The following is a 14834-nucleotide window of genomic DNA, read 5'->3' on the forward strand; positions in this document are numbered from 1 at the left end:
GAGGTCAGGTGGATGGTGCGGCGGAGCGGGACGGGCCGGGGCGGCCGCGGGGACGCCGGGGTCGGCCGGTGACCGACTCCTGGGACTCCATCGCCGACTGGTACGCGGCGCTGCTGCGGGACGGCTCTGCGATGCACGTCTTCAACCGCGACGTGCTGCTCGGCCAGTTGCCCGCGCGCCTCGACGGGCAGCGCGTCCTCGACCTGGGCTGCGGTGAGGGGATCATCGCGCGCGCCGTGGCGGCCCGTGGGGCGACCGTGCTGGGCATCGACCCGTCGCCCGCGATGATCGAGCACGCCCGGGCGCGCGGGGGCGGGGCGGTCTACGCGGTGGACGACGGCTGCGCGTTGCGGACCGTCGCCGACGGCTCCGTGGACTTGGTCACCGCCGGGCTGTCGCTCAACAACGTGCCCGACCTGGACGCCGCGCTCGCCGCCGTCCGACGCGTGCTCGTCCCGCACGGCTCACTCGTCCTGACGATCCCGCACCCCTGCTTCGAAGCGCCGCACGCGAGTTGGACGACGGGGCCCGACGGCACCGCCCGCCGCGTCGTCGGCCACTACCTCACCGAGGGCTTCTGGCGCTCCGTCAACCCCGAGGGCGCCCGCCGGGCCGGCAACCAGCACCGTACGCTCGCCGGCTACCTCGCCGCGCTGCTCCGCCACGGCTTCGTCCTGGACGCCGTCGCCGAGCCGGCCCCGACACCCGCCCTGGTGGCCGCCCAGCCCCGACGGGCCGGGCTTCCGCCGTTCCTCGCGGCCCGCGTCCACCGGGGCGGTTGTCAGGCGGCTTCGCGGTAGAGGAGGAGGGTGGCACCGGTGAGGGCGGCGGCGAGGACGAGGGCCCAGGGGAGGTGGTGGTGGAGGACCAGGACCGCGCCGGGGACGGTGCCGGCGGTCATGGTGAGGGTGGCGAGGAGGCGGCGGCGCTGGCGCGGGGAGGGCCGGCCGGAGAGGCGGGTGTCGGCGGCCAGGCCGGTGAGGGTCATGGTGAGGACGGTGGTGGTGAGGTCGGGGACGCCGAGGCTGCGGACGGTGGCGTTGCGCAGTCCCATGGCCAGGGCGAGCAGGGCGATCAGTCCGTACTGGAGGAGCGCGCCGTGGGTGCCCCGGGCGAAGACGACGGCGGCGGCCGCGAGGTGGAGCAGGGTCTCCGCGGCGAGGGCGGGGCGCAGGCGGCCGGTGGTGAGGCGGCCGGCGAGCGCGGCGCCGAGCAGGAACGCGGCCAGCGAGGTGAGGGAGCCGAGGACGGAGAACCCGGGCGCGCCGGCCAGCGCGAAACCGATGACGACCACGTTGCCGGTCATGTTGGCGGCGAACACGTGGTCCAGGCCGAGATAGCTGACGGCGTCGATCAGGCCGCTGACCGCCGTGAGCCCGAACAGGGCCAGGGCCAGTGGGTCGCCGTCCTCGGTGGTCGCGCCGATCGGGTCGGACGGCGGCGGTGGCGACGGCGGGGCGGCGGCGGACACGGCACTCCTCTGCGACGTCGGGCGGGCGGTCAGTAGCCTGCCAGAGCAGTACCGCGCGGAGAGGGAACCCGCCGACGGAAATCCGCCGAGACGTGCTGTCGAACGGCCGGATGCGGACGGCGAACACGTCCCGTCGAACTGCCGGGGGAGCGGAGCCGATCGTCGATCGCGGCAGAAGGGGATGACGAGACGTCAGGAGTCCCAGCCGTACCGACAATCGGACCGGAAGGGGCGCCGTGCGGGGGCACCGTCCTTCCGAGGCACCGGTCAGGTCCCAGGGGGAGTCAGCAGCGGTCGGGGAAGCGGTGGGCGAGGTCCGCCTCCGGGTCGCGGGCGGTGCGGTGCGGGACGGGTGGCAGGCCGATGGCGTGCCGGGCGTCGGTGAGGGCGGACGCCCAGTCGCCGGTGAAGCGGATCGCCCGGTCGTCGATGTAGACGGCGGCGCCCAGCTTCTTGTTCGTCACCAGCAGGCAGTCGCCCTGCCAGTAGGCGCGCTCCGGATCCTCGTCGACGATGGTCTCCAGGCCCGTGTGGGTGCGCAGCCAGCCCGCGACGGCGGGGTGGAAGCGGCGCGGGCGGGCGGTCATGATGAACACCGACCGGACCTTGTTCAGCGCGTGCAGCGACTCGATCGCCCCCGGGATCGGCTTGCCGTAGATGCGGCCGTCCTGCCATCCGTCGTCGTGGGCCACCAGGGTCTGGTCGAAGTCGATGCCCACGGCGTGCGAGGCGGGCGAAGCGGGGTCGAGCGGAACGACGGTCATGGAGCTTTCCCCTTCACGTTCACGAGAGGCGCGCCCCTGCGGGCCGCGCGATCGGCACCGGCTGCTGACCGGCTCGTGGGGGATGAGTCCCGTCCGACCGTCCGCTTACCGCGTTTCCGTACCCAAGGTGACTGATCCACCCCTTGGGGTGACGGCAACGCTCCGGCGAACCGCCGACTCCGCCCGGGGAAGGGGGAGCCGACCGCCCGTCACGGCCCCGCCACCGGCCCGGTCAGGCGGCGCGGGGCGACGGCGCGCCGAACCAGCGGGTCAGGGCGGCCGCCAGCCCGGCCTGGTCGTCCCCGAGCCAGGCCACGTGGCCGTCGGGGCGCAACAGGACCGCGGGGGCCGCCAGTTCGGGGCACTCGTCGCGGACCAGGTCGACCCGGTCGGGCCAGTCGCCGGCCGACAGACCGCCCGTACGGTCCAGCAGGAGGCCGCGGCCGGCGTGCATCCGGCCGTACAGGCGGCCGTCGGCGAGCGCGACGTCCCGCTGGCGGCGGCCGAGCAACTCCGGGCCCTCGCCGAAGTCGTAGCGGATGTCCACCGCCGTGATGACGCCCGTGATGTGACGGTTCACCTCGGTGAAGTCCATCAGGCGGGCGAACAGTTCGCGCAGCGCGGCGGCGCCGGGACCGTCGTCGAGCAGGGTGATCTGCGCCCGGGTGTTGGCCAGCACGGACGCGCCCACCGGGTGGCGCTCCGCGTGGTAGGAGTCCAACAGGCCCGCCGGGGCCCAGCCGTTGACCTCCGCGGCCAGCTTCCAGCCCAGATTGAACGCGTCCTGCACGCCCAGGTTCAGGCCCTGGCCGCCCGTCGGCGGATGGATGTGCGCGGCATCGCCCGCCAGCAGCACCCGGCCCACCCGGTACCGCTCGGCCTGGCGCGTCGCGTCCCCGAAGCGGGACAGCCAGCGCGGCGAGTGCACGCCGAAGTCCGTGCCCGCCACCGCGCACAGCTGCCGCCGGAACTCCTCCAGCGTCGGCGCCGCCCGGTCCTCCGACACGCCGTCGGCCGGCACCACCACCCGGTACTGCCCGTCGCCCTCCGGCTGCACGCCGAACCGCAACTGGGTACGCCGCACCTCCGCCACCACCTCGGCGATCCGGTCCGGATCCTCCGTCGCCGACATCTGCCCGAGCAGCGTCTCCACCGTCGCAGGCTCACCCGGGAACGCCACGCCCGCCAGCCGGCGCACCGTGCTGCGCCCGCCGTCGCAGCCCACCAGCCAGCGCGCCCGCAGCCGCGAGCCGTCCGCCGTCCCGACCTCCACCCCTTCCTCGTCCTGCGCCAGCTCCACCACGTCGCAGCCGCGCCGCAGCTCGACGCCCAACTCCGCGGCGCGCTCCGCCAGCAGACGCTCCGTCACCGGCTGGGGCGTCGCCAGCCCGTACGGGTGCGCCGTGTCCATCCCCTCCGGCCAGTCCTTCACCACGCCGCCGAACAGGCCGCCCGCCCGGAACTCCGGACTCACCGCCCGGAACCGCTCCAGCAGCCCGCGCTGATCCATCACCTCCACGCTGCGCGTGTGCAGACCCTGACCCCGCGACTCCCCGGTCGGAGCCGTCAACCGCTCGAGAACCACCACCTCCACCCCGTGCAGCCGCAACTCGCACGCCAGCATCAGCCCGGTCGGCCCGCCGCCGACCACCAGCACGTCGATCATCAATCCTCCGAAATCGCCCGGCAAGTGATTTTCCGTCAGAACCCGGACGTTCCACGCGTACCGCGCGCATCCCGGCCTCGGCCGGACATTCTGCGCCACCACCCGGGCCTTGCCACAAGCCCCCCGTCGCGCTATAGCTTGAGAGTGGCAGGAGCGGCCCGACCGCCCTGCCGTTGCTGTGCCCGCCGCCGACGCCACCGGTGCGGCGCGGGTGCGACGGGGAACCGCCCCCGGATGCGGCGTGTGCGCGGCGTGTGCGCGGCCGGGAACCGGACAAACCGTGGCCGAGACGCCGGCGAACCGCCCGCGGCCGCGCACCCATGGTGACCGCCCGGATACGATGGCGGCACATCAGGTCCGACGGCGGGGAGCCGGCCGGACGCGAGCCGGGGAGGGCGGGGATGCGCAGAGCCGTGCTGCCGATCGGGCTGCTGCTCGTCGCCCTGGTCGCCTCCCTCCTGGTCGGACTGACGGTCGGTCAGCCGGCGGACCGGTCGCCGTCGGCGGTCCGGCCCGCCCCCACCGCCGGCCCCGCCGGCAGCACGGTGGAGGAGGAGCCGGAGAGCGAACGCGGCCGCGGCTCCACCGCCCCCGGCACGCCCGAGCGCCACGACACCCGGACGCCCGGAACGCTCCGGACCTCCCGGGCCGCGGCCGGATTCGCCGCCTGCCCCGGATGCGCACGCTCCGCAGACCGCGCCGCCGAGGCCGACGCCCCGCGCACGCCGCCCGATACCGCCGGCCGTCGGGCCCGGGCCGTCCGCCCGGCCGACCCGGCCGCTCTGCAGGTCTTCCGCTGCTGAGCGGACCCCCGGGCCCGCGCGCCCGTGCGGGCCTAGCCCGCGTCGGAGCCGGAGCCGGAGCCGGAGCCGGAGCCGGAGCCCGAGCCTGCGTCCACGTCGCCGCCCGCGTCGGCGCACACGCCGGACCGGTCGGCGGAGCACAGGCCGGACCGTGCGGCAGCAGAGCCCGCGCGGAAGCCCGACAGCGGCGACGGAGCTGAACCCGGCCCGCCCGGCCCGGCCCTGACGCGCCGTCACCGCCACCCGCCAGCCGTCACCCGATCACCGCCCGTCCACCACGCAACGCCACACCACGCCACACCACGCAACGCCAGGTCGCGCCGCGAGCCTTCGTCTCGCGCGCCCTCCCGCACGCCCTCGTCCGGCCCCGCCCCCGCGGCGCGCCCGGGGCGGGGCCGTGCCCGCACCACCGGAAGTCCCCGTCACTGCTACGTCCGAGGACCCGCCATGCCCTGGAACCCCGCCCGGGTGCGCGCCGTGCTGCGCACCGACCTGCCCGCCTCGATCACCGTCTTCCTGGTCGCCGTCCCGCTCTGCGTCGGCGTCTCCGTCGCCTCCGGCGCGCCCGCCGAACTCGGCCTGGTCACCGGCATCGTCGGCGGCCTGGTGGCCGGCGCGCTGCCCGGCAGCAGCCTGCAGGTCAGCGGGCCGGCCGCCGGACTGACCGTGCTGGTCCACTCCGCCGTCACCGCCTTCGGACTGCCCGCACTCGGCGTGCTCGTGCTGACCGCCGGCCTGGTGCAGGTGCTGCTCGCCCTGCTCCGCCTGGGCCGCTGGTTCCGGGCCGTCTCCTCGGCCGTGGTGGAGGGGATGCTCACCGGCATCGGCATCGTGCTGATCTCCTCCCAGGCGTACGTGCTGCTGGGCCGCAAGTCCGGCGGGAAAGCGCTTGCCGACCTCGCCGGGCTGCCCGCCGCGGCCGTCCGGGCGGTCGGCACCGCGGCCGGCGGCGCGTCCCTCGCCGTCGGCGCCGGGGTGATCGCCGTCCTGGTGCTGTGGAAGCACGTCCCGCGCCGGCTCGCGCTGCTGCCCGGCCCGCTGGTCGCCGTGGTGCTCGCCGCGGCCGCCGTCCGGCTGCTGCACCTGCCGGTGCCGACCGTCCGGGTCGACGGGCTGCTCGGCACCCTGCAGCCGCCGGGCGCCGAGCAGTTCGCGATGCTCGGGCGGCCCGACGTGTGGGGCACCGTGCTGGCGTTCGCGCTGATCGCGTCCGCCGAGAGCCTGTTCAGCGCGTCCGCCGTCGACCACATGCACGCCGGGCGGCGCACCGACTACAACCGGGAGCTGCTCGCCCAGGGCGTCGGCAACACCGTGGCCGGGGCGCTCGGCGCGCTGCCGATGACCGCGGTGATCGTCCGCAGTGCCGCCAACGTCCAGGCGGGGGCGCGGACCAAGGCCTCGCGGGTCCTGCACGGCGTGTGGCTGCTGCTGTTCGCGCTGGTGCTGCCCGGCCTGCTGCACCTGGTGCCGCTGGCCGCGCTCGCCGGCCTGCTGGTCCACGCGGGCGGCAAGCTGGTCGCGCCCCGGGCCCGGCTGCGGCTGTGGCGCACCGACCGCTCCGAGGCGCTCGTCCTGCTCGCCACCGCGACCGGCATCGTCACCCTCAACCTGCTGGAGGGCGTGGCCATCGGCCTGGTCGCCGCGCTCGCCAAGACCGCCTGGGACGTCACCCACATCCGGCTGCACGTCGAACAGTCACCGGCCGGCACCGTGGTCCGGGTGCACGGGAACGCCACGTTCGTCAAACTCCCCACCCTGGTCGACCGGTTGGAGGACGTCACGCCGACCGGCCCGGTCGAGCTCGACCTGTCCGCCCTCACCCACCTCGACGCGGCCTGCCGCCAGGCCCTGACGGCCTGGGCCGACCAGCACCGCCGACGCGGCGTCCCCGTCACCGTCACGCCCGAGGCCGAGTTGGTCCGCACCGCCTGACGGACCGTCAAAAACACGCTCGGCACCACCGTGGACGGGTGTCCACGGTGTTGCCGGGCGGCCGGTGCTCAGGCGGTGGTACGGCCGACCAGGCGGTAGACCAGCAGGACCAGCGCGGCCGAGACGACCAGCAGCAGCCCGCCCTCGACGAGCTGCATCGGGGCGAAGTGCGAGAGCGGGTGGTAGCTGCCCCAGGCCAGGTCGGACGCCGAGCACGCGTCGCCGTGGCGGTAGCACTCGCTCTCCGACAGCCGGGTGCCGTCGGCCAGCACCGGCCCGTGGTCCACCAGCCAGGCGTTGCTGCGCCACGCCTCGGGCGGAACGACGTGCTGGGCCCGGCCGCCCGGGATCGCGTACGTGGCCACCGACGGCGTGACGAAGTGCACCCGGACGGACTGCACCAGCACCTGCGCCCCCAGCACCAGCACGCCGGTCACCAGCACCGACGCCACGGTGCGGCGCACCAGTTGACCGACCGCCACGCCCAGGGCGAGCGCGAACAGCGACCAGGCGAGCGGCGCCAGGCCGATCGTCGCGTAGGTGAAGCCCGGGAACACCTCGTCGCCGGCGAAGCGCAGGCGGTGCATGTCGTACCAGAGCCAGGTGTTCACGGCCGCGAACAGCCCGACCGCGACGGTCACCAGCAGGGCGGGCGCGGCGAGCCGGGCCGTCAGCCAGCGCAGCGGCGAGACCGACTGCGAACGGATCATCAGCAGGGTGCCGCGCTCGTGCTCCTGGGCGAGCAGCGGGGCGCCCAGGAACATGCCGACCAGCGCGGGCAGGAGGAAGAAGGGCTTGTGCGTCACCCGGGCGTACAGGTCCATCAGGTCGGCGCGGTCCGCGGTGATCGTGGCGCAGGCCGGGTCGTTCCAGCTGCCGGCGGGGGCGCAGCGGCCGAGGGTCAGCGAGATCACGTCCTGGAACTGCCAGTGCAGGACGAACAGTCCGACGGACACCAGCAGCAGGGCGCCGCCCAGCGTCCACACCGCGAGGCGGTTCTGCCGCCAGGCCAGCCAGGCCAGGCCGTGCAGGCGGGAGCGCCGGGCCGGGGCCGGGGCGGGCGACGTGCCGGGCGCGGTGGGTGCGGTCAGCTGTGCGGTGCTCATGCGGCGGCCTCGCGGGTGGTCGAAGGGCGGTCCGGGCAAGCGCTTTCCGTTCCCGGTGCGGACGGCCCGGCGGGGCCGGCCGGGTTGCGCAGGTGGGCCAGCAGCAGTTCGTCGAAGCGTGGCCTGACCGCCTCCCACGGGGCCGGAACCGGCTCCGCCGGGGCGCCGGAGGCTCCGGTGCGGATCAGGCCGGTGGCCTGGCGGCCGGTGACCCGCCACTCGACCACCTGCCCGGCGGGGCGCTCGGCGTCGGCGAGTCCGGTCACCAGGCGGTGCGCGTCCAGGAGTTCGTCCAGGTCGCCGGCCAGGCGGATGCCCCCGGACTGCACCAGCAGCACGTGGTCGAGCACGTCCTCCAGCTCGGAGACCAGGTGGGAGGAGATCAGCACCGTGGTGCCGTGCTCGGCGGCCCGGGCGAGCAGGATGCCGGTCAGCTCGTGCCGGGCCAGCGGGTCCAGGTCCGCGAACGGCTCGTCCAGCAGCAGGAGTTCGGCCCGCTTGCCGAGCGCGAGCGCCAGCGCGACCCGGCTGCGCTGGCCGCCGGAGAGCGCGCCGACCCGTGCGGTCTGCGGCAACTCGCCCAGATCGATCACGCGTCGGGCGGTCTCCTCGTCCCAGTGCGGGTTCAGCTCGCGGCCGAGCCGGAGCGTCTCGGCCACCGTGAACGTCCGGTACAGCGGCTTCTCCTGCGTCACGTGGGCGACCCTGGCGCGGAGTTCGGGCGTCGCCCGGACCGCCACCGACTCGCCGAGCACCCGGAGCTCGCCCTCGGACGGCGCGAACAGCCGGGCCGCCAGCCCGAACAGGGTGCTCTTGCCCGCCCCGTTCGGCCCCACCACGCCGCTGATCCGGCCGGTCGGAACCGTGAAGTCGCAGTGCCTGAGCGCCCATTGACCGGACCGGTAGCTCTTGCCCAGGTCCTTCGCCGCCAGCGCGAGCGGTCCGTCCATCGCTGCTGTCATTCCTCCCCCTTGCCCAGTGCGGTCCGCTCCGCCGGGCCGACCCCGGTCTCGAAGCGCTGATCCAGTACGGAGGCCATCAGCGCCGTGATGTCCTCCCGGTCGAGCCCGGCCTCCCGGGCCCCGTCCACCCATGCCGTCAACTGCGCCCGCAGCGGCCCGCCCTCGGCGGTCTCCGGCCGGGACAGCGACCGCAGGACGAACGTCCCGAGGCCCGGCCGCGGCGCGACCAGCCCCTCGCGTTCCAGCTCCCGGTACGCCTTCAGCACGGTGTTCGGGTTGACGGCCGTGCGCTCCACCACCTCCCGGGCGGTCGGCAGCCGATCCCCGGGCTGCAGGGCGCCGAGCCGCAGCGCGTGCCTGGTCTGCTGCACGATCTGCTGATACGTCGGGACGCCGCTGCGCCGATCGAGGCGGTACTCGATCACCGGCACCACCACCCTTTCACTAATTGATTAGTGGAATGGTGGCGGAGTGCCGTCCGGCGGGTCAAGTCGCCTGATGAGAGCGGTGTTTGACGGTGGATCGGGCAACGGGAGCGATCGTCAGGAGGCGTCGGCGAGCCGGGCCGCGCACTCCAGCAGCAGCGCGTGGACGAAGGACTGCGGGAGGTTGCCGCGGAGTTGGCGCTGGGTGACGTCGAACTCCTCGGCGAACAGGCCGGCGGGGCCGCAGGCGGCGCGGTTGCGCTCGAACCAGCGGAAGGCCTCCGGGAGGTCGTGCCGGTCGAGCCGGGAGAGGGCGACCAGGAAGCCGCAGAGCAGGAAAGCGCCTTCCGCGTCCGCGAGCGGGCGCTCGTCGTGGCGGAAGCGGTAGCAGAAGTGATCGTCCGTCAGCTCCGCCTGGACGGCGGCCAGGGTGGCGCGGGCGACCGGCGCGTCCGGAGGAACGGCCCCCCGCAGGGCGGGCAGCAGCAGCGCCGCGTCGACCGCCGGGTCGGACGGCGAGCGCTGCCAACGCCCGGACGGATGGCGGGAGTCGGCGAACGCGTCGGCGGTCAGGCGGTCGGCGAGCGGCAGGCAGTCGGCGGCGGGGAGCACCGCCGACCCGGCGGCGGCACGCAGGCCGGCCGCGCAGGTGAGACGGCTGTGGGTCCAGCGGTCGGGGTGGATCTCCCAGATGCCGGAGTCCGGTTCGCGGTGCCGGGCGGCTATCGCGGCGGCGGCGATCCGGGCCGCTCGCCGCCCGTCCCCGTCCAGCAGGTCGTGCCGGGCGGCGGCCGCGAACAGCAGCAGGCACTCGCCGAACGCGTCGAGCTGGAACTGCCGGCGGACCCGGTTGCCCACCACGTCGAACCCGCCCGGGTAGCCCGGAAGATCGAGCGAGCGCAGGTCGGGCACCGGCCCGCCGCGCACCGTGTACGCGGGAGCCAGCCGCGGACCGTGTTCGAGCAGCCGGGCCGCCACGAACCGCGCCGAGCCGGCGAGCAGCGGATGCGGCCCGCAGGCGGCGACGCCCTGCCCGATGTACGCCTGGTCGCGGATCCACACGTACCGGTAGTCGTAGTTGCGCCCCTGCTCGGCCCGCTCCGGCAGGCTGGTGGTCGCCGCCGCGACCGTCCCGCCGTCCGGGCCGGTCAGCCCCGTCAGCACCGCGAACGCGTGCCGCGCGTCCCGCCGCCCCGGCAGTCCCGGGAGCGCGGGGACGTCCGCCGCCCACGCCGACCCGGTGGCGCGCCAGGCCTCCGACGGATCCGACGGAACGTCGATCGGCCGGTCGGCGACGTCCAGCACCAGGTCGTGGTGCGCCCCCGCCGCCAGGCGGAGGACGGCGTGCAGCCCGCCGCAGGGCAGCACGCGGGCGTCCGGCGCGCCCGCCAGCACCGCGCGCAGCGGGCCGCTGTGCAGCGACCAGCGCCCCGCCTCGTCCCGGGCGGCCCGGGCCGGGCCGTGCGCGCCGAACCCGGCGGCCAGGTGCAGCGCGACCTCGACCTCGGCCGGGCCGTCCACCGCGAGGATCCGGCGCAGCAGCACCGCCCGGTGCGAACTGCCCGGCCGGGCAAGGGCCTCGCGGCACTCCACGACCCCGCCCCGGGTGATCCACCGGCTGCGCCGGACCAGCCCGCCGTCCTCGTACCAGCCGCCCGAGACGTGCGTCCCGGTCGGCGCGACCCGGTACCAGCCCGGCCCGCCGATCAGTGCGGAGAGGACCGCGTCACTGTCCCAGTGCGGCGCGCACAGCCACACCACGTCGCCGTCCGGGCCGAGCAGCGCACCCCGGTGGCCGTCGGCGAGCAGCGCGTAGTCGCGCAGGGCGTGCGGGGCGGGAGGGGTGCACGGCATGGCGGAACTCCGGGACGGGGCAGGTCTCGCAGCAGCGCATTGCCGCAGCCCGGACGGCGAAACCTGGGGGCCGGGCGATCGTTTCGCCGGTCGTCGGGAGGGCACACGCGCGGGCGCAGACGTATCCGCGGCCGGGTGGCCCCACTTGGCGCCGCAGCACTCCGATCGGAGGACCGACGATGACCGAGCGCAAGCGCCCGCTGCACGACATGGGAGGCGCGATCGGCCCCGCCGACACCGCCGGCGGCCACGACGAGAAGGGCGACCGGGTACCCGCCCCGATCGGCAAGGGCGACACCCCCAACGTGGCCGGCAGCGACGAACAGCAGCCCGAGATCGCGGAAGGCCCGGTGCCCGGCACCACCCCGGAGGAGTCGGGCGACAGCGGTGGCGACGGGGACGGCGACGGAGGCGACGGGGGGTCGGTGACGCGTCAGGAGCCGGATCCGCCGGGCCCGCCGCGCGCGACCGAACGGGAGATCCCCCCGGACGCCGTGCAGGACGCGCCCGCCGCGATCGACCCCGACCGTGCCCGGCCCGCCGACCCCGGCGCGGCCCCCGAGGACGAGGGCCTGCCCGACCTCGCCGACGGCTCGCCCACCGCCGCCCGCGCCTCCGACCCGCAGCGCCCGCCCGTCCCCGGCGACCGGCCGGTGGCGGCGGAGTCGTACGGGGTGACGGGCGACGAGCAGGCGCGCGGCGAGTCGCTGGACGCCAAGCTCGCGGCGGAACGCCCGGACGTGACCGGCGCCGGGACGGGCGAGCCGGACGACCCGGCGGGCCAGATCGCCCTCTCCGACCCGCGGACCGACCTGCGCGGCGAGGAGAGCGGCCCCCGGCCGGGACTCTCGGCCGAGGAGGAGGCGGTGCGGGTCCGGTCGGAGGAGGCGGAGGACTAGCTGGGGCCCCGTCGCGGGGGATGGGCTGACTGGCCGTCGGCGGAGGTTCCGGCGCTCGGTGCACGGCAGGCCGGGGCGGTGCTTCCGCGGCGGCCGGCCGTCGCGTCCGGGCGGCGGAGCGTTCGGTCACGCGGCGGTGGGGCCCGGGGAACTGACGTCCTGCCAGGCCGGAGCGGCGATCGGGCACGGTCGGCCGTGCTGCGGTCGGGCCCTGGGCGGCTCCCTGCTGGCGGAGCTGTCCTGACCGTGTTCAGATCTGCACATCCAAGGCTTTTCGGGCATGCCGCGCGCGTGTTGCCGCTGCCCGGTGTGCGGGGTGCGCCCGGAGGCCGAACACCCAGGGAGGACAGCTTGAGACGGAAACACACTGCCCTGCTGCGACGTGCGGCCCTGCCCGTGCTGGTCGGCGCGCTGCTGATGGGAACGGCCTCGACCCGGGCCGTCGCCGGCGGCGAAGAGGGCCACGGAGGGGACGGCAGCTGCGCGGACAGCTGCTCGCACGGAAGGCCGGGGCCGCCCGGACCTCCCGGACCCGAGGGTCCTCCCGGCCCTCCCGGGCCGGCGGGCCCTCCCGGACCGACGCTGCCGACCCGGATCGTGCAGCAGACCTACCCGTTGGTGTACGGGCTCAACTCGGGAACCGCGACCTGCCCGTCGGGCACCGTCATCACGGGCGGCGGCCTGCGGACGCCCCTCGGGGGCAACAACCTCACGGCCCAGCTGTACGAGTCCTACCCCTCCGCCGACAACAGCTGGACGGTGTCCTTCAACAACTCGGCCGGTACCGCGGGCACGTACGACGTCTACGCCGTCTGTCTCCCGGTGACGCCGGTGGCCTGATCCGACCGCGGCCGGTGTCGTCCGGGTGCCGCACGCTTCGCGTCGAAGCGTGCGGCACCCGTCTTTGGACGGTCGGCCGGTCGCCTGCGCGGGGACGGGGTGACGGGCCGTCAGGGCCGGCGGCGCAGGGTGGTGGTCGGGGTGGTGCGGAAGGTGTCGCGGTAGTGGGCGGCGAAGTGGCCGGGGTGGGCGAAGCCCCAGCGCATGGCGACGGCGGTGACGGTGGTGGTGGCGGGGTCGGCGGCGAGCAGGTCGCGGTGGGCGGCGTGCAGGCGGACCTGGCGCAGGTGGGCGAGGGGGGTGGTGCCGAGGTGGCGGCGGAACGCGTACTGCAGGGCGCGGGGCGTGACGTACGAGGCGCGGGCGATGTCGGCGACGGTGATGTTGTCCTGCTGGGCGTGCGCGTCGATCCAGGAGAGGGCGCGGCGCAGCGTGGCGGGGGTGGCGTCGCGGCTGTCGGTGCGGGTGGGTTCGGTGCGGGCGCTGTGCGGCAGGGCGGCGAGGGCCGCGGCCGCGAGGTGCTGGGCGGCGGTGGCGGCGAGCAGGTCGGTGGGCGGGGCGGCGGCGTCGCCGAGGACGTGGTCGCGCAGGTAGGCGATGGTCGAGCCGAGGGCGTGGCCGGCGGCGGGGGTGAGCGGGCGGGCGCCGGTGAGCCGGACCGGGCCGGGGGAGTCCGAGCCGGCGGGGGCGAGCGCGTCCAACAGGTCGGCGTCGAACATCGCGATGGTGTACCGGGCGGAGCGGACCTCGCCCCGGTAGGGCGTCCCGGGCGGGGTCAGCAGGAACGTCTCGCCGGGGCCGTAGACGCGCTCCTCGCCGCCGGTCCGGTCGACCAGGGTGCCGCTGTGCATGCTGATCAGGCAGACGCCGGGCAGGCCGTTCGCGTCGAAGGCCATGTCGTAGCCGAAGCTGAGCCGGTCGATGCTGAACTGCTGGACCGCGTGGCGGTCGATCCGGACCCGGGCGTCCTCGACCGGACCGCCGATCCGCATCGGCGTGTACGCCGTCGACAGGAACTCCTCCGTCGCATCGACGCTGGTGCTGTCGAACCGCAGGGTCTGCACGCTGTTGCCACCGGCACGGGGCCGCCGACGGCCGACCCGGCGAATGCCGCCTCCTCTTCGGCCCGAGGGTACGCGTGCCGCCGCGCGGGTGGAACTCGGGGCGTCCCGTTTCGGCCGGGGGCTTCGCTCCGGCGGCTGACGGGAGCCGGCGTTTCGTTCTCGGGGCTGCGCGGGCGCGGCGACTCGGCCACGGTCGAAGGAAGGCCCCAGCGCGGGCGCCCGGCGACCGCGAAAGGAGTCCGGCCATGTACGGGGAACAGCCGAAGGAACCGCGTCGTGAACCGGCGACAGGACTGCGGATCACCCACCGCCCCGGCCCGTCGGGCACCTGCGTCGTCGAGGTGGCCGGCGAGGCCGACATGGACACCGCCCCCGCACTCGCCCAGGCGCTGCGCGGGGCGCTGGACGGACGGCCCGCGCCGCGCGCCGTGGTGGTGGACTGCTCGGAGCTCGGCTTCTGCTCGTCCTCCGGCCTGAACGAGCTGATCCGCGCCCACCGGGCGGCACTCGACGCGGGCGTGACGTTCCGGATCGGTGCGCCCAGCCCGCAGGTGTCGCGGCTGTTCCAGGTCACCGAGACGGACCGGGTCTTCGACATCGTCGACCGGGTGCCGTAGGCGTCCGGGCCCGGGCACAGCGGATTGACGGGACGTCAGCGGGCGGCCGGCCGCGTTTCCGGGCCGCCCGGCCGGGTAGGCGCGCCGCCCGGGAGGGGAACCCAAGGACCAGTGGACGAGGGGGGAACGGAAAGGACCTCGTCATGGACACCCGTCGATCCACCACTTCGGTGCCGCGGCTTCCGCCGGCCGTACGGCCCGCGGCGCGGCTCGCCGCCGGGCCCGGCGAGCGTCGGCGCGCCTCCCGGGCGGAGACGGCGGCCGCGCCGTCCCGGCACGCTGCGGAGCCGCCGGCGGATCCCACGTCGGACGCGGAACGGTACGCCGTCCTCGGCGAGGACTGACGCCGGGACAGCCGCCGGGACCTCCGGGGGCGGCAGCGACGGAGTTGCGGCCGGACCGAGCTGAGCGGCCGTCAGGACAACGGGCCC

General features: G+C 75.8%; 15 protein-coding genes. 7 read left to right on the top strand and 8 right to left on the bottom strand.

The annotated features are described in order from the left end of the window. Positions 1–68: 68 nt before the first annotated feature. Positions 69–800, top strand: coding sequence for a class I SAM-dependent methyltransferase (locus ACFV1L_RS09740; RefSeq protein WP_380364551.1), 732 nt, complete (start codon positions 69–71; stop codon positions 798–800). Here the strand turns inward: ACFV1L_RS09740 and ACFV1L_RS09745 are convergent. The 3 genes from ACFV1L_RS09745 to ACFV1L_RS09755 all read right to left on the bottom strand — a co-directional run bounded on the left by ACFV1L_RS09745 (position 782) and on the right by ACFV1L_RS09755 (position 3901). Next, complete coding sequence (locus ACFV1L_RS09745; protein WP_380364553.1) at positions 782–1471, bottom strand: YoaK family protein; 690 nt, start codon at positions 1469–1471, stop codon at positions 782–784. The two genes, ACFV1L_RS09740 and ACFV1L_RS09745, sit on opposite strands and share 19 nt — an antisense overlap. Positions 1472–1755: 284 nt before the next feature. Beyond that, entirely contained in the window at positions 1756–2235 is a 480-nt protein-coding gene (locus tag ACFV1L_RS09750) for a hypothetical protein (RefSeq protein WP_380364555.1), read from the bottom strand. Between the two features lie 232 nt (positions 2236–2467). Beyond that, a complete protein-coding gene (locus ACFV1L_RS09755) occupies positions 2468–3901 on the bottom strand; it encodes an FAD-dependent oxidoreductase (RefSeq protein WP_380364557.1) in 1434 nt (477 codons plus the stop codon). Between the two features lie 401 nt (positions 3902–4302). On the opposite strand from ACFV1L_RS09755, the gene ACFV1L_RS09760 reads away from it, so the two are divergent. After that, complete coding sequence (locus tag ACFV1L_RS09760) at positions 4303–4704, top strand: hypothetical protein (protein WP_380364558.1); 402 nt, start codon at positions 4303–4305, stop codon at positions 4702–4704. Positions 4705–5151: 447 nt separating this feature from the next. Next, positions 5152–6636 carry a SulP family inorganic anion transporter gene (locus ACFV1L_RS09765; protein ID WP_380364560.1) on the top strand — a complete coding sequence of 495 codons (1485 nt, stop codon included), beginning with the start codon at positions 5152–5154 and terminating at the stop codon, positions 6634–6636. Positions 6637–6704: 68 nt separating this feature from the next. On the opposite strand, the gene ACFV1L_RS09770 is transcribed toward ACFV1L_RS09765, so the two are convergent. The 4 genes from ACFV1L_RS09770 to ACFV1L_RS09785 all read right to left on the bottom strand — a co-directional run bounded on the left by ACFV1L_RS09770 (position 6705) and on the right by ACFV1L_RS09785 (position 10983). Beyond that, positions 6705–7742 (bottom strand): hypothetical protein, encoded by a 1038-nt coding sequence (locus ACFV1L_RS09770; RefSeq protein WP_380364562.1) that lies wholly within the window; start codon positions 7740–7742, stop codon positions 6705–6707. Next, positions 7739–8704 (bottom strand): ABC transporter ATP-binding protein, encoded by a 966-nt coding sequence (locus ACFV1L_RS09775; protein WP_380364564.1) that lies wholly within the window; start codon positions 8702–8704, stop codon positions 7739–7741. Before ACFV1L_RS09775 ends, ACFV1L_RS09770 begins: the two co-directional genes overlap by 4 nt. Continuing rightward, positions 8701–9129, bottom strand: coding sequence for a GntR family transcriptional regulator (locus ACFV1L_RS09780; protein ID WP_380364566.1), 429 nt, complete (start codon positions 9127–9129; stop codon positions 8701–8703). Before ACFV1L_RS09780 ends, ACFV1L_RS09775 begins: the two co-directional genes overlap by 4 nt. Before the next feature lie 117 nt (positions 9130–9246). After that, the gene (locus tag ACFV1L_RS09785; RefSeq protein WP_380364568.1) at positions 9247–10983 is read right to left on the bottom strand and encodes a glycoside hydrolase family 15 protein; all 1737 of its coding nucleotides are present in this window, start codon (positions 10981–10983) and stop codon (positions 9247–9249) included. A gap of 179 nt (positions 10984–11162) precedes the next feature. Between ACFV1L_RS09785 and ACFV1L_RS09790 the strand changes: the two genes are divergently transcribed. Further along, positions 11163–11882, top strand: a complete 720-nt coding sequence (locus tag ACFV1L_RS09790; protein ID WP_380364569.1) for a hypothetical protein — start codon at positions 11163–11165, stop codon at positions 11880–11882. A 597-nt stretch (positions 11883–12479) separates the two neighbouring features. Beyond that, a complete protein-coding gene (locus ACFV1L_RS09795) occupies positions 12480–12722 on the top strand; it encodes a hypothetical protein (RefSeq protein WP_380364571.1) in 243 nt (80 codons plus the stop codon). Positions 12723–12832: 110 nt separating this feature from the next. Here the strand turns inward: ACFV1L_RS09795 and ACFV1L_RS09800 are convergent, their stop codons facing one another. Beyond that, positions 12833–13786: a helix-turn-helix transcriptional regulator gene (locus ACFV1L_RS09800; RefSeq protein ID WP_380364573.1), complete on the bottom strand. Its 954-nt coding sequence runs from the start codon at positions 13784–13786 to the stop codon at positions 12833–12835. A gap of 245 nt (positions 13787–14031) precedes the next feature. On the opposite strand from ACFV1L_RS09800, the gene ACFV1L_RS09805 reads away from it, so the two are divergent. Beyond that, on the top strand, positions 14032–14403 hold the full coding sequence (locus tag ACFV1L_RS09805) for an STAS domain-containing protein (protein ID WP_380364575.1): 372 nt from the start codon (positions 14032–14034) through the stop codon (positions 14401–14403). Positions 14404–14546: 143 nt separating this feature from the next. Then, positions 14547–14747: a hypothetical protein gene (locus ACFV1L_RS09810; RefSeq protein ID WP_380364576.1), complete on the top strand. Its 201-nt coding sequence runs from the start codon at positions 14547–14549 to the stop codon at positions 14745–14747. The last annotated feature ends 87 nt before the right edge of the window (positions 14748–14834 follow it).

Source organism: Kitasatospora sp. NPDC059646 (assembly GCF_042734615.1).
Taxonomy (GTDB): Bacteria; Actinomycetota; Actinomycetes; order Streptomycetales; family Streptomycetaceae; genus Kitasatospora.